This window comes from Hymenobacter puniceus (genome assembly GCF_014333525.1).
In the GTDB taxonomy this organism is placed as follows: Bacteria; Bacteroidota; Bacteroidia; order Cytophagales; family Hymenobacteraceae; genus Hymenobacter.
The window spans coordinates 107,109-133,353 of record NZ_JACSCX010000007.1 but is presented as its reverse complement, the minus strand read 5'-3'; the positions used below and the strand labels follow the sequence as shown (position 1 = coordinate 133,353).

Here is a 26,245-nt window from a genome sequence, read left to right as displayed (position 1 = left end):
GTAAAGGCGCGGAGACGTGAACTACAAAGTTCGCGCTACTGGCGCGGCCGACAGGGGGTTAGCCCCAGACTTTAGTGCCTTCGGTGCAGTTGCGGCACATGTCTATCTGGTCGCGGCCCTTGAGCAGGGAGGCCCGGAACTGGCGGTATTTGGGGCCGTGCCAGAGCTGGCGGAAAGTTTGGGTCTGGAGGTCGCCGAGGCGGTACTCGGCGTCTTTGTCGAAGCAGCAGGGCACCACCAGGCCGTCCCAGGTTATCACGCAGCTGTGCCACATCTTCCAGCAGTGGTTGAGCAGGCGGTTTTTGATGCTCCAGGTGCCGTCCTGGTTGTTTTCGTAGCGCGAGTAATAATCGATGGTCGGAATCAGCGGAGAGCCGTGCTGGTAGTCGTAGATCTGCGCCGTTTTGAACCACACGTCGTCCACGCCCAGCTCCTGGGCCAGCTGCCGGGCTTCGTCCATCTGGTGCTCGTTGGGGCGCACCACCAGAAACTGAAACACCACCCGCGGCGTCTGGCTTTTCAACTCGCGCCGCCACTTAATCAGGTTGCGGGTGCCTTCCAATACCTTATCCAGCTTGCCACCCACGCGATACTGCTGGTACACCTCCTGGGTGGTGCCGTCCAGCGAAATAATCAGCCGGTCTAGGCCGCTTTCCACCGTGCGGCGGGCGTTGTGGTCGTTGAGGTAGTGGGCGTTGGTGCTGGTAGCCGTATAGATGCCTTTCTGGCTGGCGTACTTCACCAGATCGAGGAAGTTGGGGTGCAGATACGGCTCACCCTGAAAGTAGAAAATCAGGTACCACAGCCGCGAGGCCACCTCGTCGATGGTCTTGCGGAACAGCTCGTCGGGCAGCATGCCGGTGGGCCGGGTGAAGCTGCGCAGGCCGCTGGGGCACTCCGGGCAGCGCAGGTTGCAGCTAGTCGTCGGCTCGAAGCTGAGGGCCACCGGCAGGCCCCAGTGGCGCGCCTTGCCCGTGAGCTTGCTCAGGGCGTAGCCGCCCACCACCTGCGCCGCATTCCAGACGCGGCGCGGTGTGGCTTTCGAAAGAAAAATAACAGAGTCGGTGAGCAGAGAAGCCATAGGGTAGAGGAGAGCTGCAAGCTTCAAGCCGCAAGCCCCAAGCTTTGTTCCCATGGAGCGCAAGCCGGCTCGTACTTCGTGCCGCACGCTGGTGGTTGAAACGGCCGCTGACCACTGGTAGCTTGCGGCTTGCAGCTCTTGGTTCAAGCAAAGGTAAGGCGCTGGCCCGCTGCCGCCCCTGATATCAAAAAAAACGCCTTCTGCCAGAGCAGAAGGCGTTTTGCATGTATAGGAAAAGCAGTGTGCTTACAGAACTGTCATTCCAGCGAAGGAGAAATCTAGGTCAGATAGCTGAACGACCTGATTCAGATTCCTCCTTCGTCGGAATGACAGTGCCAATCTGCTTACTTGGCCGTTTCGTTGGAAAGCAAACTGGTGTAGGTGCTGGCTTTGCCGAACGACTCCTTGATTTCGTCGACGGCGGCGCGGCTGCTCAGGCGCTTGGGCTTGGTGTTGAGGAAGGTGCCATCTTCGGCCAGCAGGAAGTAAGCTGGCACATCGTCGAGGGCGTAGGCGCGCAGAATGGGGCTGCGCATGCCCCCGGCGGCGCGGACCTGTACGCCTGGCAGGCGCTTGCTGGTCACGAGCTGCTTCCAGGCGCCTTCGTTTTCGTCGAGGGCAATGTTGATAAATACGATGTTCTTACCCTCAAACTTTTTGGCTAGGTCAGCCGCATACGGCAGGTCGCGCAAGCTCAGGCCGCTGGTGGTGCGCCAGAAGTTGAGGTACACCAGCTTACCCCGGAAGTCCTGCAGACTCACGGAGTCACCGTTAACGGTCTGAAGCCGGAACTCTGGCGCGGGTGCTCCAATGGCAAACGCTTTGTGCGTGTCGAAGTCCTGCTGCAGCACCGGAGTGTAACGGTTCTGGGTGTCTATGGTGCGAAAATCAGCCAGCATAGCCGCCGACTGTTTGACGTGCCCAAACCGGAACGACTCCTGCAGCACGCGGCCCATGATGATGGGCCGGACCGGGCCACTCAGCTGATTTTTAGCGTAGTCGTAGCAGGTCTGGTAGAAATCGGGGTGGGTGCGGAGCTTGCCGTTGCTGGTGGCCAGGTAATGCACGTAGTTAAGCAGAAACTCCTGGTACATCTCGCTCTGCATAGCCACCGCATTGTTGGTCAGGCTCTTGTCGTTGAGAAACTCGTAGAAGGAGGGCGACATTTTCAGGCGGCCCTCGGTGGCCACTACCTGTTCGCGCAAATCCGGAAAAGTAAGCCGGTCGTTGGCGTAGCTGTAGTCTATTTCGGCCTGTGCATAGCGGCGGAAGGCCTCGCTGAACTTGTTGTCTTCCAGCGCATTCTTCAGAAACTTGTTTTCCTCTTTGCGCCGATAGTCCAGAAACGACAGGAAACCAGGCTCATAGAGCATGATGTTGTCAGGAAGTACCTGAAATCCATCGTTTTCAATAAACTGATCTGCTATGTCCGTGAGGTAGGTGTTGGCATCAGCGCCTTTGCCTTTGTAGCGCACCGAGCCCGACAGGTTGTTGCCGCGGAAGCGCACATCCAGCGCGTCGCCGGGCTCCAGAAACAGGTCGGCTACGTCGTCGCCATACACCAGGTCGGCGCGGGCCGGGCCGTCGAGCTTCAGCGCCATCCGAAACTCCCCTTTGTCGTCGAGGCGGGCGTAGGTGATTTGCTCTTTCGGGTCTAACGGGTTTTCGCGGACGGATACGGCAATGGTATCGTTGGTGCGGCCGCTTACTTTACCGGTGAGCGTGACCGTTCCCTGGGCCTGCGCCCCTGTAGAGAGGGCCGTAAGGCCAGTAGCCAGCAGCCACCCGGCGAGAAAGCGAATAGAGTATGACATCAGAGCAAGTATTGCAGGGAATAGCGCCGGAGTTGGGCCGCAAAAGCTGCTACAGCACTAAATTGAGCAGCAACATCTTTCGCGGTAAAAGCCAATTCCTGTACCGAAGATACGGCTTTTAGGTTGTGATAGTCCAATCCGAATTATGTCTTTTTTTCGTACCGGACAGCCAGCCTGCTTTTTTGCCGGATTTATCCAAACAAACCCTGCAATACTTCATCCAAACGCCCCGCTGGCTGTACCCGGATGCCGTAGCGGGCCAGGTCCAGCCCGCGGGCGTTATACTGGGAGATGTACATTTCGGCGAAGCCCAGCTTCTCGGCTTCACTCAGGCGCTGGTCCAGCCGGCTCACGGCCCGGATTTCGCCGCTCAGCCCCACCTCGGCTGCCAAACACACCTCACCCCGGATGGGTAGGTCGTTGAGCGACGACACCACGGCGGCGCACACGGCCAGGTCCAGGGCGGGGTCGTCGAGGCGCAAACCGCCGGCAATGTTCAGGAACACGTCGTGCTGGCCGAGGCGCAGGCCGCTGCGCTTCTCCAGTACTGCCAGCAGCATCTGTAAGCGCTTGGCATCGAAGCCCGTAGCCGACCGCTGGGGCGTGCCGTAAGTGGCGGGCGTCACGAGGGCCTGCACTTCCACCAGCAGCGGGCGGTTGCCTTCCAGCGTAGCCCCGATAGCCATGCCGCTCAGGCTCTCGGCCCGCTGGCTGAGCAGGATTTCGGAGGGGTTACTCACCTGCCGCAGCCCCGAGCCCTGCATCTCGTAGATGCCCAGCTCAGAGGTGCTGCCGAAGCGGTTTTTGGTGGTGCGCAGGATGCGGTAGCTCAGATGCCGGTCGCCCTCAAACTGCAGCACGGTGTCCACCATGTGCTCCAGGATTTTGGGGCCCGCAATAGAGCCGTCTTTGGTGATGTGGCCGATGAGCAACACCGGTACGCCGGTTTCTTTGGCATACTTGAGCAGCTCCTGGGTGCACTCGCGCACCTGGCTCACCGAGCCCGCCCCCGACTCTACCAGCTGCGAGTGCAGCGTCTGGATGGAATCGACGATGACCACGTTGGGCTGCAGCGCGTCAATCTGCTTGAAGATGTTCTGGGTGTTGGTTTCGGTGAGGATGTAGCAGTTGGGGTGCTGCTCACCGAGGCGTTCGGCGCGCATCTTTATCTGCTGCTCGCTTTCTTCACCTGAGATGTAGAGCACCTTCATCTGCGTCAGGCTCATGGCAATCTGGAGCATGAGCGTGCTTTTGCCGATGCCGGGCTCGCCGCCGATAAGCACCAGGGAGCCCGGCACGAGGCCGCCGCCCAGTACCCGGTTCAGCTCGCCGTCGTTGGTATCAAAGCGCGACTCTTCCTCGAAGTGAATCTCGGAGATGACGCGGGGCTTGGCGGCCTTGGTGGTGCCTACCGTGGTGGAGGCTTTCCAGGAGCCGGCCGCCGAGTTGTCTTCCTTCTGGATGACTTCCTCGACGTAGGTATTCCACTCGCCGCAGCTGGCGCAGCGGCCGAGCCATTTGGCGCTTTGGGCGCCGCAGTTCTGGCAGAAAAATAAGGTCTTGAGCTTGGCCATTCCTAAACAGGTTGGGGAGAATGGGTGTAAGGCAAATTTGCGCCAAAAAGTTTAGCAAGAACGGCATTTGGCGGGAGGTTTCCTCGCTGATTCGTCCTTCCCGGTCCGGCGGCTTTTTCCAGCCGTCGGATCGGTCGCCGCCTGCTGATGTTGTTACAATGCCGTTCGAGTGGCCCTGTCGGCGACCGGTCCGACGGCTGGAAAAAGCCGCCGGACCGGATCCGTTCTATCTCCGCCGCGCACTGTAGAGGTACTGCGTGACGCAGGGCATAACGTGCATTGGTGAAGCGCAATAGGCAGCCGGAAATCTTTGCTACCTTAAGGCTGCCTGCCGGCGCCGTTTATCCCTGTCTTTATAGCGTTATATGCGTAAACTATTCCTCTACGTGGCCCTGCTGCTGCTCTCGCAATGCTCGAAGTGCAAGGACAACGACCCCGCGCCCGAAGCCCAGCTACCACCCGCCACGCAGACCGGGGCCAACACGTTCGGCTGCTTGGTCAACGGGCAGCCGTGGACGCCACAAGGCAATTTTGGCTATCCAAACTACGCTGTATCCTATGACCGAACTGCTTCAGGTGGCGTGCTTTTCATTCAGACGTACCGTATTGATAGCAGAGAGCCTGAGGGAGATACCAATATGACATTGCTCGTGGGCACTTTACCGGGAGTTAATAGCTATTCACTTCGCGACTGGCGGCGTAGCACGGCCACATTTAACGACCAGAAACGGCGTTGCTCTTGGCGAAGCACAGACAGCACTACTACCACTTGCCGTGGCTCGATGACCATCACCCGGTTGGACTTGACGGCCGGCATCATTTCCGGCACCTTTGCCTTCACGCTCTACAAGCCCGGATGCGACTCGGTGCGCGTCACGCAAGGCCGCTTCGATAAGAAGCTGTAATCACTTTCGCCACTTTCCGGCCACCTGCGCCGCTAAACGCCGCGCTGCCCGTATCTTGGCGGAACGTGTGGGCCGCTGGCTGGCTCTGCTGTTGCGTTATGCTGTTTCGTCGTCGTCCTGTTGCTGCTGCCGAGCTGTCCGATGCGGATTTGCTGCGGCGCTACCACGCCCAGGGCGAGGTGGCCGACCTGGGCGTGCTCTACGAGCGACACATGAGCGGCGTGCTGGCCATTGCCCGGCGCTACCTCCGCGACGAAGCCGACGCCCAGGATGCCGTGATGCAGCTGTTCGAGCAGCTGGTGCCCAAGCTGCGCCAGCACACCGTGGAGAACTTCCCGCCCTGGCTGCACGCCACGGCCCGCAACCACTGCCTGATGGTGCTGCGGGCCCGCCAACGCGCTGGCCCCACGCTGGTGCACTTTTCCGACGAGGCCGGTATGGAATCGGTAGCGGCCCGGCATCTGACCGCCGACGACCCCGCCGACGCCGAGCTGCACGAGCAGCACCTGCAGCAGCTGGAGCACACCCTCGCCGAACTGCCCCCCGGTCAGCGCCAGTGCCTGGAGCTGTTTTACCTCGAAATGAAAAGCTACCGCGAAGTAGCGGTCCTCACCGGCTTCGACCTCAACGCCGTAAAAAGCCACCTCCAAAACGGCAAGCGCAACCTGCGCCGCCTCCTGCAAGCCTCTGCCTCCAATGCCTCGCCCTGACCTAACGTCCGCCCCCTCTGCCCCGGCCGGCGCCCACCTGCCGGTGGAGCTGCTGCGCCGGTACGTGGCCGGGCAGCTGCCGCCCGCCGAGGAGCACGCTGTAGAAGCCCACACCCTTGACTGTCCCGTGTGCGCCGACATACTGGAAGGCCTAGAACTGCAGCCCGCCGCCGCCCACGAGGCTAGCCTGGCCACGTTGCGCCAACGCCTGCACGGCCGCGTAGCCGAACTGGCTACCGAAGCCGCACCTGCTGAGCCCGCCGTAATTCCGTTGTGGGCATGGCGGCCCTTGGCGGCCGCGGCCGTGCTGTTGATTTCATTGAGCGTGGTGGGCTGGCTAGCTATCAGTCGTTTCAGCAGTGCGCCCAATATAGCGGCCCGTTCTGCCACAGAGTCTACGATTCGCAAACCCGCCACTGTGCCTACCATAACACCTGCGGAGCCAGCAGCCGTGACTGCGCCGGAGGTAGCAGCTGCAACGCCGGCGGTTCCGGCTTCGCCAATCCGGCGGCCAGCATCATCTGTACCGATGAGGCGGAAGCCAGTGGTACTAGCCGATGCGGACGTGCCCAGCTCAGCGGACCTTCTGCCTGGCGGTGCCAGTGGTACAATGGATGCCGCCATTACGGCTCCTGAAGTGGCCGCGGCAACCCAGTTGAAAGCAACGGCGGATAGCCAATTGGCAGCGGCAGTGGCCTCTGAGCCAGCAGCCGATAAAGCCAGAATGGCCCGTGCGGCTTCTGCTCCGGCTGCGGTAGCCGCCGCTTCTGCCGCTCCGGAAACTACCCGCACTGTGCAGGGCCGCATCACCGATACGGCCGGCGTGCCGCTGCCTGGTGCCACAGTTCTGGTGCCCGGCACCCAGACCGGCACGAGCACCAACGCCGACGGCTCGTTTTCGATGGTTGTGCCAGCCACGGCTTCTCAGCTGGCCGTCAGCTCCATCGGCTACACCACCCAGACCCGCGCCCTGCGCCCCACCGACTCCACCCTGGCCCTCGCCCTGGCGCCCGACAGCCGGCAGCTGAGCGAAGTGGTAGTGGTGCGCCGGGAGGCCCCGCCGATGCTGCCCAGCATTGCCGCCACGCCGGCCGGTGGTTACCCCGCCCTGCGCAAGTACCTGCGCGACAGCCTCGACTACCCGCAGAAAGCCCTGGATGAGCGCCTTGAAGGCACTGTGCGGCTGCAATTTGTGGTGGGAGTAGATGGCAAGCTGAGCGACTTCAAAGTTGTGCGCAAGGTCTCGCCGGAGTGCGATGAGGAAGCCATCAGGCTGCTCCAGGAAGGCCCGGCCTGGTTTCCGGCCGTGCAAAGCAACCGCCGCATAGCCCGCAAAGTCGTGGTTGATGTGCCGTTTAAAATTGTGCAGCGGTAAACCAGCTGAAAAATATAAACGTCATTCCGAGCGAAGGCGCAGCCGTAGCCGAGGAATCTCACTAGTGTAGTAGAATCAGTTACTACCCTGGCGAGATTCCTCGGCTTCGGCTGCGCCTTCGCTCAGAATGACGTTCTACTATCGTAACTACCCGCTGTAGCCGCCGCCGCTTTCGGGCTCGGTAGCGCTGCCGCCGGCTTTGTCGGGGGTAGGCAACTCGGGCTCGGTTTTCAGCTCCACTTGGCTGTAGTCGGGAGCACCGTTGCCGGCTACGGCCACGGGCGTTTCAGCGGTGGCCGAAGCGCCGGATATCCGGGTGCTGGTGGATTCCTGGTTCTCGTGGTGGGGCGGCGTTACGGCGGCGTCTTGGTGGGCGGTAGGCGTGGCGGGCGAAGTAGACAGCGCGTCGGACTCGTCTTCGAAAGTCTTTTTCATGGGATATAAATGCTGGTGATGAGCCCAGGTATACGGCGCGCATAGGTGCCGGGGCTATGCTTCGAGGGCGCATAATTCGGGGATTGATACCCGCAATCCAGCTACACCTGCCCACCGGAAAAAGCGCCTCTTCAAATAGGGCAATAGTAGCCGTTTTAGTAGTTTACACCCGATTTTTATCTTTTTGCCGACTATTATGTCATTTCTATCATGCCGGGCGCCGCAGGCCCTGGCGCTGTTGGCCTCGCTGGCCAGCTTCTCCGCTCAGGCCGGATCCGGTTTACACTTCGTGGAAAACAAGCAGCAGTGGGCCGCGCCGGTGCGGTTTCGGGCCGAGGTGCCGGGCGGCAGCGTCTTTCTGACCGGCGGCGGCCTGGTGTATGACTGGCGCAATGCCGCCGACCTGCACCAAGCCCACGAGGCTGCCGAGAAGGCTAGCCGCACGCGTAAGCCTGCCCCGTTAACTCCCATCAGAGGGCACGCCGTGTTCGTTGATTTTGTGGGCGCAGCTTTGGCCGCAACGCCGGAGGGGCGGCAGCAGGAAAAGGCGTACCACAACTACTTTATCGGCAACGACCCCACGCACTGGGCCAGCAACGTGGCCTTGTTTGAGGAGGTGCGCTACGCCAGCCTCTACCCGGGCACCGACCTGCGCGTGTACGGCACCGAGACAGGGAGTTTGAAGTACGATTTTGAGGTGCAGCCCGGTGGCCACCCCGAAGCCATTGCCCTGCGCTACCGCGGCACCGATGGCCTGCAGGTGCAGCCCGACGGCACGCTGCTGGTGCATACCTCCGTAACCGACGTAGCGGAGCAGCGCCCTTATGCTTATCAGCTCGTGCTGGGGCAGCGCCGTGAGGTGCCTTGCCGCTACCGCCTGAGCGGCAATGTGCTGCACTACGAGTTTCCGCAGGGCTACGACTCAGCTACAGCCCTGGTGATTGACCCGGCGGTGGTGGCCTGTACCTACTCGGGCGGCACCGGCGAAACCTGGGGCGCGGTCAGCGGCTACGATGCGGCCGGCAACATTTATTCCGGAGGCTTCGCGCAGTCTTCGGGCTTCCCTGTCACGCCGGGCGCGTACCAGAATGTCTTGCGGAGCGGCCCGGATGTGGCTATCAGCAAGTTCAGCCCTACTGGCTCGCAGTTGCTGTATGCTACCTACCTGGGCGGCACCGCAGCAGATGAAGTGCGGGCCCTGCGTACCTCGGCGGCAGGAGAGCTGTACGTACTCACCCAGACCACATCCAGTAACTTCCCGGTGACAGCCGGCTGCTACGACCCCTCGGCCAACGGCAATGCCGATTTGGCCATCACGCGTTTGAATGCTGCCGGCACGGCGCTGCTGGGCTCTACGTACCTGGGTGGGCAATCCTCCGACAACGGCACCGAGCTGGCGCTGAGCAGCACGGGAGTGGTTGTAACAGGCAGCACTATTTCCGACAACTTCCCGACCACCACCGGTGCCTACGACCGGACGCTGAGCGGCCAGGATGTGCTGGTTGCCAGCCTCAACCAGTCGCTGACGGTGCTGCAGTGGAGCACGTTTCTGGGCGGCAGCTTTGGCAACGCCGAAATTGCTAGCAGCCTGCAGGTGGAAAGCAACGGCAACGTCCTGCTGGCGGGCGCCACCAATGCTCCTGACTTTCCGGTGACGCCCGGGGCCCTGCGCACCAGCTACGCCGCCCCCGGCGACGGATTTGTGGCGCGCCTGCAAGCGGATGGTCGCGCCCTGCTGGCCTCCACGTTCGTGGGTTCCCTGAATGGTATCGACCAGGTGCATAAACTGGAGCTGGACGCGGATGGCAACGTGGTAGTGTGCGGCACCGCCTCCGGCACCCTGGCAGCTACGCCCGGCGCGCTGTCGGTGGCCGGGAGCGTGTTTATCGCCAAACTCAACAAGGCCCTGACCAGTCAGTTCTTTCTGGCCAAGCCGGTTAATTTCACTTTCTCCCAGGCTACGGCGCTAGGAGTAGATGCCTGCGGCAATATCCATCTGGCGGGCTTCGATGGGGGCGGGCAGCCCCTGGTGACCCCCCTGGTCGGCACCGGCTCAACGGGGGCTGTATACCTGACCACTATCAGCGCGGCCGGTAGTGCCCGGCTGTTTGGCTCATACTTCGGCCCGTCGGTGCAGCACGCACATACCCCTACACACCGCTTTGATGCGCAGGGGCGGCTCTACCAAAGCGTCTGCACCACTTCGTCTTTTCCTACTACGCCCACGGCCTTTGCTACTGGCCGCCGCAGCTCCGGGTTCGACATGCTGACGTTCAAGATAGACCAGTCCAGTGCCACGAGCGTGCCAGTGCAGGCTACCGTAGCCGCCGTCGATTCTGCTTGCGCCCCGGCCCGCGTTACGTTTGCCAACACCTCGGTGGGCAGTAGCAGCTTCCTGTGGAACTTCGCCGACGGCACGGCGGCCAGCACCGACAAAAACCCGGTGCACTTGTTCCAGAACCCCGGCACATACCGGGTGCAGCTAATAGCGCTGGGCGCGGGCGGAAGCTGCTCGCGCAACGACACCACCTATGTAACAGTGCGGGTAAAGTCCCGCCCCACGGTAACGCTGCCCCGCAACCAGGCGCTGTGCCCCGGGGGCTCGCTCACGCTTACGGCCACGGCCAGCGCCGGCACCACCTACCGCTGGAACACCGGCGCCACCACCACCAACATTCGTGTCACGCAGCCCGGCAAGTACGTCGTGACGGTCAGCAACGGCAGCTGCACCACCCGCGACAGCACTGTGGTGCAGCAGGCTGCTTCCGCCAAGTTGCCGGCCGATACAACGGGTTGTGCAGAGGGCGTTAGGCTGCGGGTGCAGGCCGCGCCCGGCAGCACATACCTCTGGTCGACGCAGGCCACCACGCCCGACATTGTGGCCACCACCTCAGGCCGCTACACGGTGCGCGTTACGCAGGGAGCCTGCACCGAGGAAAAGACGGTGGTCGTGAACCTGCAGCGCCCGATCCTGCCGCCCAACGTCATTACGCCCAACGGCGACGGCAACAATGACTTCTTCAAGCCTGGCCAGGATGTGCTGGAGCCCGGCACCCGCCTGCGCCTCTACAACCGCTGGGGCCGCCAGGTATACGCCACCAACGACTACCGCAACGACTGGAATGCCGCTGAGCAGCCTGCCGGTATCTACTACTACACCCTGGAAAACGAGCGGTTCTGCACGCCTTCCAGCAAAGGCTGGGTGGAAGTGGTGAAGTAATGTGGCGCGCCGCTTCTTCGGCGGCCCTTCCGTACTTTTGCCGGCATCCTTACCTGTCACTTCCTCCTCTTCTCACTCCCAATAGAAGCATGACGCAGTTCCGCACCGAGAAAGACACCATGGGCACCGTGCAGGTGCCGGCCGACGCCTACTACGGCGCCCAGACCCAGCGCAGCATCGACAACTTCCAGATTGCCCAGGACATCAACCGGATGCCCAAGGAGATCATACGCGCCTTCGCCTACCTCAAGAAAGCCGCTGCCCTCACCAACCGCGACGCCGGCATCCTCGATGCCGATAAGGCCGAGCTGATTGGCAAAGTGTGCGACGAAATTCTGGACGGCAAGCTCGACAAGGAGTTTCCGTTGGTGGTGTGGCAGACTGGCTCGGGCACCCAGAGCAACATGAACGTGAACGAGGTGGTGGCTTACCGCGGCCACGTGCTGCAGGGCGGCAGCCTCTCGGATGAGAAGAAGGTGCTGGCCCCCAACGACGACGTGAACAAGAGCCAGAGCTCCAACGACACGTTCCCGACGGCCATGCACATTGCGGCCTACAAAATCCTGGTCGAAACTACCATTCCCGGCATCGAGAAGCTGCGCGACACGCTGAAAAGCAAGTCGGAGCAGTTTATGCACATCGTCAAAATCGGCCGCACCCACCTCATGGATGCCACCCCGCTGACCGTGGGCCAGGAGTTCAGTGGCTACGTGTCGCAGCTCGACCACGGCCTGCGTGCCATCAAGAACACGCTGGCCCACTTGAGCGAGCTGGCTTTGGGCGGCACCGCCGTGGGCACCGGCATCAACACGCCCGCCGGCTACTCCGAAAACGTGGCCAAGCACATTGCCGACCTTACTGGCCTGCCCTTCATCACGGCGGAAAACAAGTTTGAGGCCCTGGCTGCCCACGACGCCATTGTGGAAGCCCACGGCGCCTTGAAAACGGTGGCGGCTTCGTTGATGAAAATCGGCAACGACATCCGTCTGCTGGCTTCGGGCCCGCGCGCCGGCATCGGCGAGCTGCACATTCCGGATAACGAACCCGGCTCCAGCATCATGCCCGGCAAGGTGAACCCCACCCAGTGCGAGGCCATGACGATGGTAGCGGCCCAGGTGATGGGCAACGATGTGGCCATCAACATCGGCGGCATGAGCGGCCACTTCGAGCTGAACGTGTTCAAGCCCGTGATGATCTACAACTTCCTGCATTCGGCCCGCCTCATCGGCGACGTGTGCGTGAGCTTCAACGACAAGTGCGCCGTGGGCATCGAGCCCCTGGAAGCCAACATCAAGAAGCACGTAGATAGCAGCTTGATGCTGGTAACGGCCCTCAACCCGCACATCGGCTACTACAAAGCCGCCGAAATTGCCCAGACGGCCCACAAAAACGGCTCGACCCTGAAGGAAACCGCCCTGCAGCTCGGCTACCTCACCGAGGAGCAGTTCAACGAGTGGCTGAAGCCCGAGGACATGGTGGGCGAAATCAAGAAGTAGCACTTAGTGCCGGGCGCCCTTGGTGGCCGGCGCAACTCGTTCGGCAACGCCGCTGCTCTGTCTGGGGCGGCGGCGTTTCTGTTTTTCCGGCCATCTTTAGCTGGTCTTTCACTTCGTGCCCTTTCGTGCCTCATGGATTTCACGCAAGACATTCTCCTCGAAAACCACCGCGCCCTGCTGCGCCCGTTGGCTGTCACCGATTTTGAGGGGCTCCGGCTGGCTGCCGCTACGCCCGCGCTGTGGGACTACACGCTCACCCGTGCCGACGACCCCATCAGCCTGGCCAGCTACCTCACCGAGGCCGTGCGTGGCCGGGAGCAGCAGCGCCGCTACCCGTTTCTTATCCTGGACAAGCTAACCGGGCAAGCCGCCGGCAGCACCAGCTACTACAACATCGACCTGGCCGACGCCAAGCTCTCCATCGGCTACACCTGGATTGGGCAGGACTTCCAGCGCACGGGCCTCAACCGGGCCTGCAAACATCTGCTGCTGCACCACGCCTTCGAGGTGCTGGGCTGCGAGCGGGTGGAGCTGGAAACCGATGCCCGCAACCACAAGTCGCAGGAGGCTATGCGCCGCATGGGGGCCACCCAGGAAGGCACGTTGCGCAGCCACCGCTACACGCAGGGCGGCATCCGGCGCGATACGGTCGTGTTCAGCATCATCCGGCCGGAATGGGAAACGTTGCGCCGCACAGTATTCAGCGCTTTCGAGGCTACAACCCGTGGCTAGCCCGGAGTCCCAGCCCCAGCGGTTTCCGGCCATGCTGCGGCGCCGGGCTGCCAGCTTCGGCTATGCCTTCCGCGGCATAGCAGCGGCCTTGCGCAGTGAGGTGCATCTGCAGTTTCATGCCGTGGCTACGGGAGCAGTGCTGGCCCTGGGCTGGTATATGGGGCTGGCACGCTGGGAATGGGCGCTGGTGGCCTTGGCCGTGGGGCTGGTCTGGAGCCTAGAGCTGCTGAACACAGCAGTGGAGGCGGTGGTGAATCTGGTGTCGCCGGAGTATCATCCGCTGGCCGGGCGCGCTAAAGATGTGGCGGCTGGTGCCGTGCTGGCCGGTGCCATAGCAGCCGTGGCCGTAGGCGGACTGGTATTTGGTCCCCGGTTGTGGGCGTTGCTGGGGGGCTAGCAAGCAGAACCCTGCGTCAGGAGCCGGCGTAAGTTCCAGCAGTGGGCCGGCGTTTGGGTAGGCCTGCGTACTTTTGAGCCCTCTTTTCCTGCTGCCATGCGCTCCTTTCTACTATTGCCGGCCACTGCGCTGGGTGTATTGCTCTGCGGCTTCGGCTGCCAGAAAAGCGTGAGTGTCACGACGCCTACCGACACGCCGGCCAGCGGCACCACAGGCATCACCTCTGCGCCCAGCCCTACGGCCAAGAATACCACTACGCCGGTGCCGGACACGCCCATTGCGCAGTTCGACACCACCGCCCGGCCCGGTTGGCTAAAAGCACGTATTGAAGCGCATTTAGCGGAAAACAAGCAGAACCCACCTATTCAGGTATTTCGCTACCGCTACAAAGGCGCCGTGGTATACTATGAAACCAGCCCCTGCTGCGACCAGTACACCAACCTCTACGACCAGAAAGGCAAGCTCATCTGCCACCCCGACGGCGGCCTCACAGGTCGCGGCGACGGTAACTGCACCGATTTCAACAAAAATAAAACCGAAGAGAAGCTGGTTTGGCAGGACCCCAGATAGGGGCTAGTAGTTGTTGGTAGCAAAGCAAAGGAGCCCGTTTTGGTCCCCAATCCTGCTGCCGGCAGCCCTGGCGCTTCTTCCATCAGCACCGCATCCGTATGATTAATACCATTGACAAACTGGGGGCCTACAACGTGTGGGCCAACGAAACCCTGCTCCGCCACCTCGATGGCCTCGTCGCCAACGGCGCCACCATTCCGGCCAACGTATTGCGGTTGTTCAGCCACGTGCTCAACGCGCAGTCAATCTGGATTGGGCGCCTCACGGGCACGCCTAGCCCCGTAAAAGTGTGGCAGGAGCACGACCTGGCCGGTTTGCACCACTGGCACGAGCAATCCACGGCCCGCTTCTATGGCTTGGCCACGGCCGCCGACGAAACTGAGCTGCACCGCCTCATCAGCTACACCAACTCAGCCGGCGAGAGTTTTACCAGCCAGGTTTCCGACATCTTCACGCACCTGCCCATCCACGGCAACTACCACCGCGGCCAGGTGGCCATCAAGATGCGTGAGCAGGGCCTGGAGCCTATCAACACCGACTACATCACCTACTGCCGCGAACTGTCGGCGCAGGCGCAGGCCGCCGACGTTCCGAGCCTATAAGCAAAAGTCTTGTTGGCCGGTTATCATGGAAGCCTTTTCAGAATTCTCTGGAAAGGCTTCTGCTTTTATAAGCCTACCGGCCGCCACCGCGGCGCTATCTGCGTACGCATACCTGCTACCATTTGCTTTCTGCATGACCACTGAACCCACCACCCAGCCTGTTCTCTCGCCCGAGCGCCTTACTACGGCTCACACCTACGCCCACTACCGCCAGCTTATCGATGCGCTGCAGGCCGAAGGCAAAACCACTGGCCCCGAGCAAAGCCCCGAGCTGACCGAATACACGCGCCTCAACGTGCAGCGCATGCAGCGCCTCGACAAAACCACGCACGTACTGCCCGAGCTACAGGCCGCCGTGCAGGCGCTGCCGCAGCGCTACGAGTGGCTGATTATTACGGAAGGCTGGTGCGGCGACGCGGCCCAGATTGTGCCTGTGCTGGAAGCAGTAGCGCAGGCGTCCAATGGCAACATCCGCACGCATTATCTGCTACGCGACGAAAATCCGGACCTCATGGACCGCTACCTGACGAATGGCGCCCGCTCTATCCCGCAACTGGTAGTGTTGCGCGCCGATACCCTTACTGAGGCTACCCACTGGGGCCCGCGCCCCGCACCTGCCCAGACGCTACTACTGGACCTGAAAGCCCAAGGCGCCACCCACGAAGAGTACGCCGAGAAAATCCACGGCTGGTACGCCAAAGACAAAACCCAAAGCATTCAGCACGAGTTGCTGGCGCTGGTGAAAGGCTTGGCGTAAGAGTGCCAACCGGAAAACGCCGCCTTACTATCCAATGCTTCAGCTGCACAGCCAGAGTATTAGGTAGTAAGGCGGCGTTTGCGTGCTCCGGGAAGAGCAGCAGCGCGACAGGTTACGTGCCCGGGGAAACAGAAACGGTGTTGAGGATGCCTTTCAGTACGGGTTTTAATCCAAAGCTTTCATTGCCACGGCGCACAATGTCGCGGTCAGTAGAGAACGGTACCCGAACCTGATGAGTGGTGTTAGCCACATTAACTGCCTGGTCCAGTTGAACTTTCAGGCCGGAGGTGGTGCCGCTGGGCGTATCCAGCGCGTGGATAGAACCATCCGACAGCTGAATGCTGCTATTGGCCCCCAGTATCAGCCGTAGGCCTTTTATATCTCTGGCGGGCAGTTGGGCGGTCCGGAATAGCGCTGCACCCGGGTTGGCCTGCAACAGATTATAACGGCCGGCCGGCACATCAGTTAGTGCCACTGAACGCCCATTGTCCGTTAGGGCCACTGCTTGTTGCAGATCAATGTAAACAGCTGTTATGAGTAGCTGAGGCTGCTGCCTGGCTGCCACTTGCGCTGCCTGCGCGCTTAAAGCAGGTTGTGGGTCTTCCATCTGAGACTGGCAGCCCAGAAGTGGCCCAACGGCTAGCACAACTGCATAGCTGCATACGGCAGAGAAGAATTTGTTCATAAGGAAAGGAAGTGAAGGATGAGCAGGCTGGAATACATAAAGTGCTATTGACGAATGTATTCGTCCGGCAAAATAGATAAAAATTTGTCTGCTTGTTGACCTGCCTGGCAAAACATTGGCATCTTGTATCTTATAATGACAATAGAGCGGCCAAGCGGTAAAATTATACTGGGGAAATAGAAGTATGCGCTGGAGAAATAGTAAGATTTACTTGATTTATGCCGCTAAGAACAACGCTGCAGATTAAGAGTCCAAGCACGTTAAAATAATACTTGCCAGCTACCGGCTAAACGGCAAAAGCCCCGCGCGCCACAGGTAGCACACGGGGCTTTTGCATAGTAGAAATAAGCAGCTTAGTTCAGCGGAATCGAGCCCAGCTCTTTCACCTGATCATTTACAATGGTGATGCCGTTCACAGTCACAGTGCGGTAAGCGGCCTGGCTAGTCGGTGCAGTCGTGGTCGGGAACAACTCAACGCGGTAGGTACCGGAAGGCAGGCCGCTAAACTGGAACGCGCCCGACGTAGCGTCGGCAGCGGTGCTGAACGTGTCGGCGGGCGTGATGCTCTGGCGGATGGCTAGCACCTGCGGCCGGGCAGCGGCCGGCGTAGCGGTGCCGCGCAGGCTGGCGCGCAGCTCCTGGGCCAGCACCCGAATCACGGGCTTCAGCAGGTAACGCTCCTTCTTGTCGTTGCCGGGGCGCCAGTTGCCGCGCTCCACAATAGAGCGGGCCACATCAAAGTCAAGCAGCAGCTGGAAGGTTTCCCGCTCGCGCAGCGTGGCTTTGTCCAGCTTAAGCTTTACACCCGAGGTCTGGCCGCTGGGCGTTTTGAGGTCGTAGCGCTGGCCGTCGCGGCCCACCACGTAAGAGTTAGGGCCCAGTATCAGCCGGATTTCCTTCAGGTCGCCGGGCTGGAAGTCTGTGCTAACCAGCAAAGCCGAGCGGCCATTCACGTAATCCAGCACATTGATGGCCTGCGCCTGAAAAGGTAGCAGCTGCCAGCCGTCCGGGTTATTTTCTTCTTTCAGGTGTACTTCAATCTTTATTACATCCAAAACGACCTGCTGAAAATCACCGGGCGCATCCATGAGGCGAACTTCCAGCTTGGTTTCATCCGACGAGGAATCGTCGGTGCTGCAGGCCCCCAGCGTAAGGGCTCCTAAAAAGGCAAAAGGAAGCAAGCGGTTGATTTTCATGGCAATAAAAGTGGAGTTGGTGATGGTGTGAACTGGGAGTGCGGCACTATACGGCAGTTGTCCTGTGGTGTTGCCTGGCAACAAGCGGGCCAGGGTGCGCTTCAACGCTGCTAAGTAAAATCATATTGTCTTCTTTTCTTAAGCCTACGAAAAGAAATTCATGGTCAGCTTTCGGGTTGGGGTGTCGGTGCTATAGTTTTGTGCGCCCCCGACACCTCTCGGTATCTGGGCGGCCAATTCTTACAGGCTTGCTATGCGTCTATTGTTACTCCCTTTCCTGCTGGCTGCCGCTCCTGGCATAGCCACCGCCCAGGCCACTCCAACTACCACACCGCCCACCGAGTACCGCACTTGGGTTGGGATACAGGCTGGCTACAGCCGCCACGAGCTTTCCGGCTCGGAAGTGGATTTCAAAATGCGGATCTACAATGCCGGCTACGGCCCGCTACAGGGCACCAACCATCCACTGGAATGGTTTACGGTGGGGGCCGTGGTGCGCCGCCAGCTGCACTCGGTCCTGTTTCTGCAGGGCGAACTGAACTACGTGCGCAAAGGCGGCCAGATGACGGATACCGGCTTCTACGACCAGGATCCTATTGTCATCAACTACCTGCAGCTGCCGGTGTTGTTGCGGCTGGCTGTACCCGTGGCCGGGCCGGTAGGCGTGCATCTGGAAGGCGGCGCGGCCCTGAATCTGGCTCTCAACGAGCGGGAAATCAACCAGCGCTATTATGCGCCGGCCAACGTCTACACTCACAACGGGGCCATTCTGTCGCCAGCCGTGGGCGGCGGCCTCGACTGGCGGCAGGGGCGCCACGCATACTCTCTCAATTTCCGCTATTCTCCTGATACCCATGACTTTTTCCAGCGCGAATTTATGGGCACGGCCTATACCCTGCGCCACAGCGGCTACACGGCTACATTGGGTGTGCTGTTTGGCCAGCCATAGCTTCGCAAGTGCCAAGCCATAAAAGCAGCCGGCCATTTCTCCTGGGAGAAATGGCCGGCTGGGGTCTTAAAGGGAAAGGCAGAAGTTAGTTGCCGGCTTTCGCAGAGTCCGGCTTGGTTGGCTCCGGGTCCGCGGGTTTGGGGTCAGCGGGAGCGGGCGTAGGGTCCGGAGTAGGAGTAGGGGTGGCGGGCTTGGTGGGTTGAGCTTTTGGCTTGCCAAACAAGGAGTTAAGGCCTTTTGTGGCTTGCTCTTTCAGCTTGGCCTGAGCTTCGAGGCGGCGCTTTTCAATTTCCAGCTGGGCCTTGTTCTGGAGTTCCAGCTGCTTGCGCTGCAGTTCGCGCTGCAGGCTGTCCTGCGCTACTTTGGCTTTGGCCTGCAGCTGCAGCTTGGCGTCATCCACCTTGGCCTGCACAATGTTGGTCACCAGGTCCTTGGCCTGCGCCTTCACGCTGCCGGTGGTCAGCTTCACGATAGGGTTGCTGGTGGTGCCCCCAATGGAAAGGCCCAAGGTCACGCGCTCCGTGCCTTTGATGTCCGACACGCCGGTGAGACGCGTGAGTTGGCTGCTGAGCTGGCTGCCGAGCTTGCCGGTGGGCACATTCAGGGCCGTCACGTATTCCAGGCCGCCGCTGCTGATGTTGTTGGAGCCGCCCACCGTCATCTTCACCTGGCCCACGGTCAGGTCGAAGGGCTTCACAATGAAGTTGCCGTTGATGATTTCGGCGGCCACATCCTTGTTGTTCACCGCAAAGCTCTTCAGCTCCTGAAACTGCGTGAGGCTGCTGATTTTTTCCATCACCGGTGAGCCACTCACGGCGGCCCGCACCACCTCAAACAGGCCTTTGCCGGTGAGCGTGCTGTAGTTGGGCATCATGTCGGGGCCCATTTCGCCGCTCACGCTGAAGTTGGTGGAGAAGATGCCTTCCAGGTTGTTGGCCAGCGGCACCAACGTTTTGATGGAGTTGAAAGCCGAAAAGGCATTCTGGAAATTCAGGTTCTTGATGTTCAGCCCAAAGTTGAACTTGGGGTGTGCTAGGTTCTTGCTACTATACGAGCCAGTGGTGGCAAATGCGCCACCCAGCGTGTTAAACGTCAGGCCGTTGAGCGTGGCCGTCTGGTCGCGCACGCCCACGGTGCCTTTCACGTTGTCGAGCTTGAGGTTGTCGTAAATCACCTGGCCCACGGTGGTGTTCAAGGTCAGATCAAACTCCTTCGGAATCTGCAGCACGCCGTCGGCCTTGGTAGCGGTGGTGGGGGCTTTCGTGGCAGCCGTGGCACCCTTGCTCGGCGCTGCCGTCACCTCGTCCACCATCCACTCGTTCACGTTGAAGCGGCTGGAATTCACCGTCAGGTTGCCGCGCAGCATCTGGCCGGGCACAAACAGGTAACCCATGTAGTTGCTGATGGTGCCCGAGGCCGCCACATCCGACGAGCCCACGAAGCCAGCCATGTCGCGCAAAACTATCTGGTCGTTGTTGAAGGTAGCCGTGGCGCGGGTCACGCGCATGCCCTGCGGCAGGTCGGCACTCTTGTAGGTGATGTTCTGCGCCTGCACCGTGCCCGACGCCACCACCGACTGGTAGCGTCCGGCCTCAATGTCGGCCATATTGCCCTTGGCGGCCACGTTGCCGTTGAGGCGGCCTGTCACGGTCATGCCGTCCAGCGGGAATATTTTCGTGATTTTGGTGAGGTCCACGGTGCCTTTCACGTCTGCATCGAAGCGCAGCTTATCTACGCCCTGGGTGCTCACGCGGCCGGCCAGCGGCTCGCCGTCCAGCAGCATCCGGAAGTTGCTGATGTCCACGCGCGTATCGTTGAGCTGGCCTGTAGGGTTCGTGACAACACCCGTAACGGCTAGATTCTCAATCGGGGCCGGAAACTGCTTGCTCTTCACGTAGCCATTGGTGAGGTTCATCTTGGCCTGCACCACCGGCATCTGCGTCTTGGAATACGTGCCCTTAGCGGTGCCATCCACGAACAGCTTGCCGCGCAGCAGCAAATCCTGCACCGGGTACACCTTCATCATTTCGGCCAGGTCTACGTTGGCTTTCACGCGGCCGTCCACCTTCATCGGCTCCAGCCCGTCGATGGCCACATTACCATCAATCGGGTTCTGGCCCAGGTCGAGGTGGAATTGCTTCACGTTGACTTTCATGTTGTTGGTGAAGCCCGACGGGTTGTCCACCACCATATCCACGTTGATGTTCTTGGCCGCCTGGGGCAGCTGCGGGTAGTGGAACATGCCGTTTTTCACCTGCAGGTTCACGCCGTAGCCGGGCATGCGCACCTCGTTCTGCACACCCTTGAAATAGCCATCAAACGCCACCTGCCCGCTGGCTTCCACATCCTTGAACTGTGCCGTGTACACGCCCGGCACCAAGCTCAAGATGTTCTTGAAGTCGGTTTCCAACGCTTTGAAGGTCAGGTCGTAGGTGATGTCCGTATCATTCGGCAGCCCGATGGTGCCGGCAAACTGCGCCGGGAAGTCGTTGAGCTGCACTTTGTTGTCTTTAAAGGTGAACAGCATCTTTTCCAGGTCCATGGCCAGGGTCACGTCGCCGGTCAGCTTCTTGCGCGTCACGTATTCGGTGCCGTCGTGGGTCATTGAAAACTCCCGCGCTTCGGTCTGGCTGACCAAATCGAAGATGTTCTGCTCGAAGTCGCCGGAGCCGGTGTGGTTAAGGCCGCGCAGCTCCATATTGAAGAGAATCGTGCGGTCCTCGTAGCGCAAATGCCCGTCGGTTACTTCCCACTTGCTGATGGCTAAGCTGAGCGCCGTCGTGTCCTGGCCCTTGGCCGCGGCAGCCGAGTCAGAGAGCATCACGTCCCAGTTGGCGCGGCCGCTTTTCAGGGTTTTCACGCTGATGTTGGGTCGGTCGAGCACGATACTCTTGATTTTGATTTGCTCACCGCGGATGACGCTCATCAGATCCAACCCCACCCGCAACGAGGGCAGGTAGGCTAGCGTGTCGCGCGCAAAAGAGTCCTGCCCAATCACGCGCAGCTCATCAATGCCCAGCGCCAGATCCGGAAAGGTGCTGAACAAGCTCAGACTGACGTTTTCGGGCTGATATTGCACCTCGGCATCCACGCGCTGAGCCAGCTGCTTGTCGAGGGCCTGCTTGATTTTATCTTTGAACAGCAGCGGCGTCAGGGCCACGCCAGCTACCAGCACCACCACGAAAATCAATAGGCCAATCCAGAATTTACGCATAAGTAGAGAGGAGTTAGGGCTTAAGGAACCGGGCTTAGAGCATGGGGCTTGGGAAGTAGCAACGGTCTATTTCCCAATTTCTATGCCCTAATCCCTAAAGCGTAGCAAAAGTAGCAGCCTTGGCCCGGCAACGGCCGCGGGCTGGTCGCCAAAATGCTCGGGTTGGTCGATTAATACCCGCCGGATACTGCTAATGAGGCAGGAAAGTGGCAATTTAGTTTCCGCAAAGCCACATTGTTGTGTACGATACCACGCCAGGCCGGCGTTTAACCTCTTGATGACAGGGCTATTCCGACGCATAATCCGCCGCCGTCCCGGCCGCTTCCACCGGCCGCTGGCGCTGGCAGTAGTGGGCGCCGTAGGGGCGCTACCTGCCACTGCGCAGGACCTGTACTTTGCCCAGCCCTACGCCAACCGCCTGCATCAGAACCCCGCTTTCGCCGGCCTCCTCGACGATGCCAGCGTCACGCTCAGCTACCGCAACCAGTTTCCCACGCTGGCCGGCACCTTCACTACCAGTCAGCTCGCCGCCGACTACCGCCTCAAGGATCAGCATAATTCCATCGGACTTCTGCTCAACCACGACCGCACCGGCGGCTTGGGCTACACCCGCTTCGAAGTAGGCGGCCTATATGCCTACCAGACCCGCCTCAACAAGACCCTGTCATTCAGCGGCGGTTTGCGGGCCAGCTACGGCAACCAACGCATCAGCTACGGCAACCTCGTGTTCGGCGACCAGCTTTCCGAAGATGGCACCACGACGCCCACCACCGCCGAGCCGCTCGATTTCAACCCGGTCAGCTACCTGAGTGTGGGCACCGGCCTGCTGCTGTACTCCGAGAATTTCTGGGTGTCGGTGGCCGGGCATCACCTCAACCAGCCCGACCTCGGGTTTCGCACTCAGGGCACGCTGCCCATCCGCTACGACATCAGCACCGGTTACAAGCACTACTTCCTGCAGCGCACCGAGCGCCAGCAAACCCGCGAAATAAGTATCACACCCACCGCACATTATGTGCGGCAGGGCGGTTCCGAGCGGGCCGAAGCCGGATTGTACGCAACCGTGACGCCGCTCACGCTGGGAGCCATGTACCGCGGCGTTCCGCTACCTGGCGCGCCACACCCGCAGCAGATTCTGACGGCCATTGCGGGCGTCAGCTTGGGCAGCTTCCGGGTTGGGTATGCTTACGACGTGGCCCTGAGTAGCTTGAGTGCCGACTTGGGCGGCGCCCATGAAATAACTTTGACTCTACGGGCGTTTGATTCGCTGGACGCCGCCTGGCGTCGCCTCAAACGTCGAAATTCCCCGGCGCCTCCTTGGCCATCGTTCTGAATTGTTGTATTATTGCAGCAACTTGCCTTGCCTAAAACGTTTTCTAACAGGTAGTTTCAACTCAATCATGAATTTTTCCAAGTACCTGCGTTTTGCGGTCGTAGGAGCCTGCGCTTTGGCTTCCTGCAAAAGCGGTCCGCCGACTGCTACTAAACCCGGTAAGTATAGCTCCACTACGGGCATCGATTATAATACCGAAGAGGGGATGAAAGTGGCGGATTATGCCGGCATTCCCGAAGGCCCGGGCCTTATCTTTATTGAAGGTGGCCGCACCGTACTCGGCTCGCAGGAAGAGGACGTAACGATGACCCACGACAACGTGGAGCGCACCGTGACCATCGCCTCGTTCTACATGGACGAAGCCGAGGTGGCCAACATCCACTGGCTGGAATACCTGCACTTCATCCGCAAAGACTCGTCGGAGGAGTTCTATCAGTCCGCTTTGCCTGATACTACAGTATGGGCGCGCGAGCTGTCGTTCAACGACCCGTACGTAGACTACTACCTGCGTTACCCCGGCTTCCGCTTCTTCCCGGTGGTGGGCGTAAGCTGGCTGCAGGCCAACGACTATTGCACCTGGCGTACGTCGAAGGTGAACGAAACGCTGGCTGGCAACTCGGAAGAGAGCGGCGGCGGCGGTGGTCTGTTTAAGCGCAGAAAGAAAGGCGACGACGCTGCTGCTGAAGGAGCCGAAGGCAAAGCCAAAGTGGCAATTGAAAACGGCAACACGCTGCCGAACTACCGCCTGCCCACCGAGGCAGAGTGGGAATATGCGGCGCAGGCCCTCATCGGTACCCAGGAAACCGGCAACGAAAACCAGGAGAACAAGCGCATCTACCCATGGGATGGCCGCCAGGTGCGGAACTCGTATGGCGGTAAGATGGGCCAGTTCCTCGCCAACTTCAAGCGTGGCCGCGGTGACTACGCCGGTATTGCCGGCTCGCTCAACGACGGCGCCATGATTACGGAGTACATCTACGCTTACCCACCGAACGACTACGGCCTGTACAACATGTCGGGCAACGTGAACGAGTGGGTGCAGGATATTTACCGTCCACTTTCGTTTGAAGACGTAGAAGATTTGAACCCCTTCCGCCGCAACGGCTTCCTTGACCCGTCGGAGAAGTACGACAAGAAAGGCTACCAGTCGCTGATCGACGACCACGTGCGGGTGTACAAAGGCGGTTCGTGGCGCGACGTAGCGTACTGGCTGTCGCCGGGTACGCGCCGCTTCATGGCTGAAGACTCGGCTACGGCCACCATCGGCTTCCGCTGCGCTATGATCAACGCTGGCTCGAACAAGTAAGGACCACGGATTGTCGCGGATTGTTCGCGGATTTCACGGATTTTGTGGACGATTGACGCTCATTTAAAACGAAGAGGCTTGCCAACCGGCAAGCCTCTTTTTATTGTAGTCTGGTTGAAGTAAGCAACTTAGCGCCGTCCACAAAATCCGTGAAATCCGCGGAATATCCGTGAGAATCCGTGATTAGCGGTCAGCGCAGGCAATAGTGGCAATGCTGACTTCGGCGGCGCCGGCTGCCAAAAGCGCGGCGGCGCAGGCTTCGAGGGTGGCGCCGGTAGTCAGCACATCATCTACGACCAGCACGTGCTTGCCCTGGATGGCGGAGGCATCGGCTACTTCAAATACTTCGGCTACGTTCTGCCAGCGCTGCACCCGGTTTTTGCGGGTCTGAGAATCGGTATGAGAGGTGCGGCGCAAGGCGGTGGCGTGCCAGGGCGTGTGCAGCGCTTCGGCAAGGCCCTCGGCAAAAGGGTCGGACTGATTGAAGCCGCGCCGGGCCAGCTTGCGCGGGTGCAACGGCACCGGCACGATGAGGTCGAAGGTGAAGCCCGTAGCGGCCAGGTCGTGGCCGTACCAGCGGCCGAGGGCCAAGCCTACGTCGCGCTGGCCTTGGTACTTGAGCTGATGCAGCAGGTGCTGCACCCGGCCGCGGCGCAAAAACCGCAGGTAGCTCAGGGCGTGGCGCACGGGCAGCTTGCCCCAGAAGCGGCGCGCCAGCGGGTTGTCGGCTGCGGGCAGCAGGTGGTAGTCGGTGTAAGGAAGCTGGGCGCGGCAGCCGGTACAGAGGTGCTCCTCGCCGCGGGCCAGCGGCTCCTGGCAACCCAGGCACACCCGTGGGAAAATCAAACCCCAGAAATCGGCAAGAATAGTGGCAGCGGCGGCACGCATAACAAATGGCATTAATAGTAACAGGATAGGCCCGGCGGCAAACGCTGGCGAACTTCTGTTTAATTTCGCGGTTAGAACGGGCCGGATTGAAAGTAGCAACTCACGGTCATAGTTGCAGTATGGCGAAGTCTGTGCTTCGTATCACGTTGCTGTAGCAAAACGACTTGGTAGCGAGCCGTTTAGTGGAACGCGGAGCGCAGGCTTCGTGCTACGGTGCTGCAATTCACCTTATTACCTCATCAACGATATGTCGCAAGTAACTGAATTCAACGAATACCGCCAGCGCATGAACGAGAAGATCATGGCTGCTGATAATAAGGTCATCAAGCGCTTCTTCAACCTCGACACCAACACGTACCAGGCCGGCGCCGTGGATGTGAAAACCAAGGAGATGCTGGGCCTTGCCTGCTCTATGGTGCTGCGCTGCGACGACTGCATCAAGTACCACTTGGGCAAGTGCTTCGAGGAAAAGCTCACCGACGAGGAAATCTACGAGGTGTTTGCCATTGCCAACCTCATCGGCGGCAGCATTGTGATACCGCACTTCCGCCGGGCCGTGGAGTACTGGGAGATTCTGAAAACGGAAGCCGTAGAGGCCGCCCCTGAACACCACCACGACGCATGAGCCTCATGCACCCCGACGAAACCGAAACCCAGTTTGAAGAACGCTGGTACGGTTTCATGAACCAGATGCGCGAGCGGTTCGGTAAAAAGCCCGACCTGAACGCGCTACTGCTGCTGATAGGTGTGCAAGAGCTGGGCCAGGGCGCCGGGCCTTTCACCAAAGAGCAAAAGCAGGACCTGATGCACATTGCCACCTGCCGCCTGTTTAGCCTTTCCGGCTACTACGAGCTGGAGCAGGTAGACGAGGAGGGCTGGCCGCATTTCCGGCTGGTGAAGCCCGTGCCGTTTGCCAGCCTGAAAGAACAGGAACGAATGCTCAAGTGGCATATTCTGGAGTATTTCGCTGAAATGGGCGGCGAGTAAATGAAATCTTCTGTCATCC

At 60.4% G+C, this 26,245-nt stretch carries 23 protein-coding genes; 15 read left to right on the top strand and 8 right to left on the bottom strand.

Annotation, left to right across the window (positions count from 1 at the left end; all coding sequences use genetic code 11):
• Positions 1-58: 58 nt before the first annotated feature.
• The 3 genes from H8B14_RS17755 to radA all read right to left on the bottom strand — a co-directional run bounded on the left by H8B14_RS17755 (position 59) and on the right by radA (position 4,469).
• Positions 59-1,081: an SPASM domain-containing protein gene (locus H8B14_RS17755; protein ID WP_187317009.1), complete on the bottom strand. Its 1,023-nt coding sequence runs from the start codon at positions 1,079-1,081 to the stop codon at positions 59-61.
• A gap of 344 nt (positions 1,082-1,425) precedes the next feature.
• Entirely contained in the window at positions 1,426-2,895 is a 1,470-nt protein-coding gene (locus H8B14_RS17750; protein ID WP_187317008.1) for a TlpA family protein disulfide reductase, read from the bottom strand.
• A 191-nt stretch (positions 2,896-3,086) separates the two neighbouring features.
• On the bottom strand, positions 3,087-4,469 hold the full coding sequence (gene radA / locus H8B14_RS17745; RefSeq protein WP_187317007.1) for a DNA repair protein RadA: 1,383 nt from the start codon (positions 4,467-4,469) through the stop codon (positions 3,087-3,089).
• A 365-nt stretch (positions 4,470-4,834) separates the two neighbouring features.
• On the opposite strand from radA, the gene H8B14_RS17740 reads away from it, so the two are divergent.
• The 3 genes from H8B14_RS17740 to H8B14_RS17730 all read left to right on the top strand — a co-directional run bounded on the left by H8B14_RS17740 (position 4,835) and on the right by H8B14_RS17730 (position 7,459).
• A complete protein-coding gene (locus H8B14_RS17740) occupies positions 4,835-5,374 on the top strand; it encodes a DUF6252 family protein (RefSeq protein ID WP_187317006.1) in 540 nt (179 codons plus the stop codon).
• A 98-nt stretch (positions 5,375-5,472) separates the two neighbouring features.
• Positions 5,473-6,084 (top strand): RNA polymerase sigma factor, encoded by a 612-nt coding sequence (locus H8B14_RS17735; protein WP_187317005.1) that lies wholly within the window; start codon positions 5,473-5,475, stop codon positions 6,082-6,084.
• Positions 6,071-7,459, top strand: a complete 1,389-nt coding sequence (locus H8B14_RS17730) for a TonB family protein (protein ID WP_187317004.1) — start codon at positions 6,071-6,073, stop codon at positions 7,457-7,459. Before H8B14_RS17735 ends, H8B14_RS17730 begins: the two co-directional genes overlap by 14 nt.
• Before the next feature lie 147 nt (positions 7,460-7,606).
• On the opposite strand, the gene H8B14_RS17725 is transcribed toward H8B14_RS17730, so the two are convergent.
• Positions 7,607-7,894 carry a hypothetical protein gene (locus tag H8B14_RS17725; RefSeq protein WP_187317003.1) on the bottom strand — a complete coding sequence of 96 codons (288 nt, stop codon included), beginning with the start codon at positions 7,892-7,894 and terminating at the stop codon, positions 7,607-7,609.
• Positions 7,895-8,090: 196 nt separating this feature from the next.
• On the opposite strand from H8B14_RS17725, the gene H8B14_RS17720 reads away from it, so the two are divergent.
• The 7 genes from H8B14_RS17720 to H8B14_RS17690 all read left to right on the top strand — a co-directional run bounded on the left by H8B14_RS17720 (position 8,091) and on the right by H8B14_RS17690 (position 15,668).
• Complete coding sequence (locus H8B14_RS17720; RefSeq protein WP_187317002.1) at positions 8,091-11,114, top strand: DUF7948 domain-containing protein; 3,024 nt, start codon at positions 8,091-8,093, stop codon at positions 11,112-11,114.
• Positions 11,115-11,203: 89 nt separating this feature from the next.
• Positions 11,204-12,610, top strand: a complete 1,407-nt coding sequence (gene fumC, locus H8B14_RS17715; protein ID WP_187317001.1) for a class II fumarate hydratase — start codon at positions 11,204-11,206, stop codon at positions 12,608-12,610.
• A 132-nt stretch (positions 12,611-12,742) separates the two neighbouring features.
• A complete protein-coding gene (locus H8B14_RS17710; protein ID WP_187317000.1) occupies positions 12,743-13,342 on the top strand; it encodes a GNAT family N-acetyltransferase in 600 nt (199 codons plus the stop codon).
• Positions 13,335-13,739 (top strand): diacylglycerol kinase family protein, encoded by a 405-nt coding sequence (locus tag H8B14_RS17705; protein ID WP_315984850.1) that lies wholly within the window; start codon positions 13,335-13,337, stop codon positions 13,737-13,739. The genes H8B14_RS17710 and H8B14_RS17705 overlap by 8 nt, the downstream gene beginning before the upstream one ends.
• Positions 13,740-13,835: 96 nt before the next feature.
• Positions 13,836-14,309 carry a DUF6970 domain-containing protein gene (locus H8B14_RS20920; RefSeq protein WP_222840640.1) on the top strand — a complete coding sequence of 158 codons (474 nt, stop codon included), beginning with the start codon at positions 13,836-13,838 and terminating at the stop codon, positions 14,307-14,309.
• A gap of 98 nt (positions 14,310-14,407) precedes the next feature.
• Positions 14,408-14,911, top strand: a complete 504-nt coding sequence (locus H8B14_RS17695; RefSeq protein WP_187316999.1) for a DinB family protein — start codon at positions 14,408-14,410, stop codon at positions 14,909-14,911.
• Positions 14,912-15,044: 133 nt separating this feature from the next.
• Positions 15,045-15,668 (top strand): thioredoxin family protein, encoded by a 624-nt coding sequence (locus H8B14_RS17690; protein ID WP_187316998.1) that lies wholly within the window; start codon positions 15,045-15,047, stop codon positions 15,666-15,668.
• 112 nt (positions 15,669-15,780) lie between these two features.
• Here H8B14_RS17690 and H8B14_RS17685 read toward each other — a convergent pair whose 3' ends face one another.
• Positions 15,781-16,275, bottom strand: a complete 495-nt coding sequence (locus tag H8B14_RS17685; protein ID WP_187316997.1) for a DUF4382 domain-containing protein — start codon at positions 16,273-16,275, stop codon at positions 15,781-15,783.
• Between the two features lie 431 nt (positions 16,276-16,706).
• Positions 16,707-17,549, bottom strand: a complete 843-nt coding sequence (locus H8B14_RS17680; protein ID WP_187316996.1) for a DUF4382 domain-containing protein — start codon at positions 17,547-17,549, stop codon at positions 16,707-16,709.
• Between the two features lie 253 nt (positions 17,550-17,802).
• Here H8B14_RS17680 and H8B14_RS17675 point away from each other — a divergent pair, with 253 nt between their 5' ends.
• Positions 17,803-18,498 (top strand): outer membrane beta-barrel protein, encoded by a 696-nt coding sequence (locus H8B14_RS17675; protein WP_187316995.1) that lies wholly within the window; start codon positions 17,803-17,805, stop codon positions 18,496-18,498.
• A gap of 85 nt (positions 18,499-18,583) precedes the next feature.
• Here the strand turns inward: H8B14_RS17675 and H8B14_RS17670 are convergent, their stop codons facing one another.
• On the bottom strand, positions 18,584-21,712 hold the full coding sequence (locus H8B14_RS17670; protein WP_187316994.1) for an AsmA family protein: 3,129 nt from the start codon (positions 21,710-21,712) through the stop codon (positions 18,584-18,586).
• A 277-nt stretch (positions 21,713-21,989) separates the two neighbouring features.
• On the opposite strand from H8B14_RS17670, the gene H8B14_RS17665 reads away from it, so the two are divergent.
• Together H8B14_RS17665 and gldJ are read left to right on the top strand one after the other, a co-directional pair.
• Complete coding sequence (locus H8B14_RS17665; protein WP_187316993.1) at positions 21,990-23,045, top strand: PorP/SprF family type IX secretion system membrane protein; 1,056 nt, start codon at positions 21,990-21,992, stop codon at positions 23,043-23,045.
• Between the two features lie 67 nt (positions 23,046-23,112).
• Positions 23,113-24,351 (top strand): gliding motility lipoprotein GldJ, encoded by a 1,239-nt coding sequence (gldJ, locus tag H8B14_RS17660; protein WP_187316992.1) that lies wholly within the window; start codon positions 23,113-23,115, stop codon positions 24,349-24,351.
• 183 nt (positions 24,352-24,534) lie between these two features.
• Here gldJ and H8B14_RS17655 read toward each other — a convergent pair whose 3' ends face one another.
• Positions 24,535-25,239 carry a ComF family protein gene (locus H8B14_RS17655; RefSeq protein ID WP_187316991.1) on the bottom strand — a complete coding sequence of 235 codons (705 nt, stop codon included), beginning with the start codon at positions 25,237-25,239 and terminating at the stop codon, positions 24,535-24,537.
• A gap of 247 nt (positions 25,240-25,486) precedes the next feature.
• On the opposite strand from H8B14_RS17655, the gene H8B14_RS17650 reads away from it, so the two are divergent.
• Both H8B14_RS17650 and H8B14_RS17645 read left to right on the top strand, forming a co-directional pair.
• Positions 25,487-25,864, top strand: a complete 378-nt coding sequence (locus tag H8B14_RS17650; RefSeq protein ID WP_187316990.1) for a carboxymuconolactone decarboxylase family protein — start codon at positions 25,487-25,489, stop codon at positions 25,862-25,864.
• Positions 25,861-26,226: a hypothetical protein gene (locus H8B14_RS17645; protein ID WP_410054464.1), complete on the top strand. Its 366-nt coding sequence runs from the start codon at positions 25,861-25,863 to the stop codon at positions 26,224-26,226. Before H8B14_RS17650 ends, H8B14_RS17645 begins: the two co-directional genes overlap by 4 nt.
• Positions 26,227-26,245 lie beyond the last annotated feature (19 nt).

Coding starts and splice junctions, on each gene's coding strand:
- H8B14_RS17755 (WP_187317009.1), bottom strand. CDS start 1,081: ATGGCTTCTCTGCTCACCGACTCTGTTATTTTTCTTTCGAAAGCCACA.
- H8B14_RS17750 (WP_187317008.1), bottom strand. CDS start 2,895: ATGTCATACTCTATTCGCTTTCTCGCCGGGTGGCTGCTGGCTACTGGC.
- radA (WP_187317007.1), bottom strand. CDS start 4,469: ATGGCCAAGCTCAAGACCTTATTTTTCTGCCAGAACTGCGGCGCCCAA.
- H8B14_RS17740 (WP_187317006.1), top strand. CDS start 4,835: ATGCGTAAACTATTCCTCTACGTGGCCCTGCTGCTGCTCTCGCAATGC.
- H8B14_RS17735 (WP_187317005.1), top strand. CDS start 5,473: ATGCTGTTTCGTCGTCGTCCTGTTGCTGCTGCCGAGCTGTCCGATGCG.
- H8B14_RS17730 (WP_187317004.1), top strand. CDS start 6,071: ATGCCTCGCCCTGACCTAACGTCCGCCCCCTCTGCCCCGGCCGGCGCC.
- H8B14_RS17725 (WP_187317003.1), bottom strand. CDS start 7,894: ATGAAAAAGACTTTCGAAGACGAGTCCGACGCGCTGTCTACTTCGCCC.
- H8B14_RS17720 (WP_187317002.1), top strand. CDS start 8,091: ATGTCATTTCTATCATGCCGGGCGCCGCAGGCCCTGGCGCTGTTGGCC.
- fumC (WP_187317001.1), top strand. CDS start 11,204: ATGACGCAGTTCCGCACCGAGAAAGACACCATGGGCACCGTGCAGGTG.
- H8B14_RS17710 (WP_187317000.1), top strand. CDS start 12,743: ATGGATTTCACGCAAGACATTCTCCTCGAAAACCACCGCGCCCTGCTG.
- H8B14_RS20920 (WP_222840640.1), top strand. CDS start 13,836: ATGCGCTCCTTTCTACTATTGCCGGCCACTGCGCTGGGTGTATTGCTC.
- H8B14_RS17695 (WP_187316999.1), top strand. CDS start 14,408: ATGATTAATACCATTGACAAACTGGGGGCCTACAACGTGTGGGCCAAC.
- H8B14_RS17690 (WP_187316998.1), top strand. CDS start 15,045: ATGACCACTGAACCCACCACCCAGCCTGTTCTCTCGCCCGAGCGCCTT.
- H8B14_RS17685 (WP_187316997.1), bottom strand. CDS start 16,275: ATGGAAGACCCACAACCTGCTTTAAGCGCGCAGGCAGCGCAAGTGGCA.
- H8B14_RS17680 (WP_187316996.1), bottom strand. CDS start 17,549: ATGAAAATCAACCGCTTGCTTCCTTTTGCCTTTTTAGGAGCCCTTACG.
- H8B14_RS17675 (WP_187316995.1), top strand. CDS start 17,803: ATGCGTCTATTGTTACTCCCTTTCCTGCTGGCTGCCGCTCCTGGCATA.
- H8B14_RS17670 (WP_187316994.1), bottom strand. CDS start 21,712: ATGCGTAAATTCTGGATTGGCCTATTGATTTTCGTGGTGGTGCTGGTA.
- H8B14_RS17665 (WP_187316993.1), top strand. CDS start 21,990: ATGACAGGGCTATTCCGACGCATAATCCGCCGCCGTCCCGGCCGCTTC.
- gldJ (WP_187316992.1), top strand. CDS start 23,113: ATGAATTTTTCCAAGTACCTGCGTTTTGCGGTCGTAGGAGCCTGCGCT.
- H8B14_RS17655 (WP_187316991.1), bottom strand. CDS start 25,239: ATGCGTGCCGCCGCTGCCACTATTCTTGCCGATTTCTGGGGTTTGATT.
- H8B14_RS17650 (WP_187316990.1), top strand. CDS start 25,487: ATGTCGCAAGTAACTGAATTCAACGAATACCGCCAGCGCATGAACGAG.
- H8B14_RS17645 (WP_410054464.1), top strand. CDS start 25,861: ATGAGCCTCATGCACCCCGACGAAACCGAAACCCAGTTTGAAGAACGC.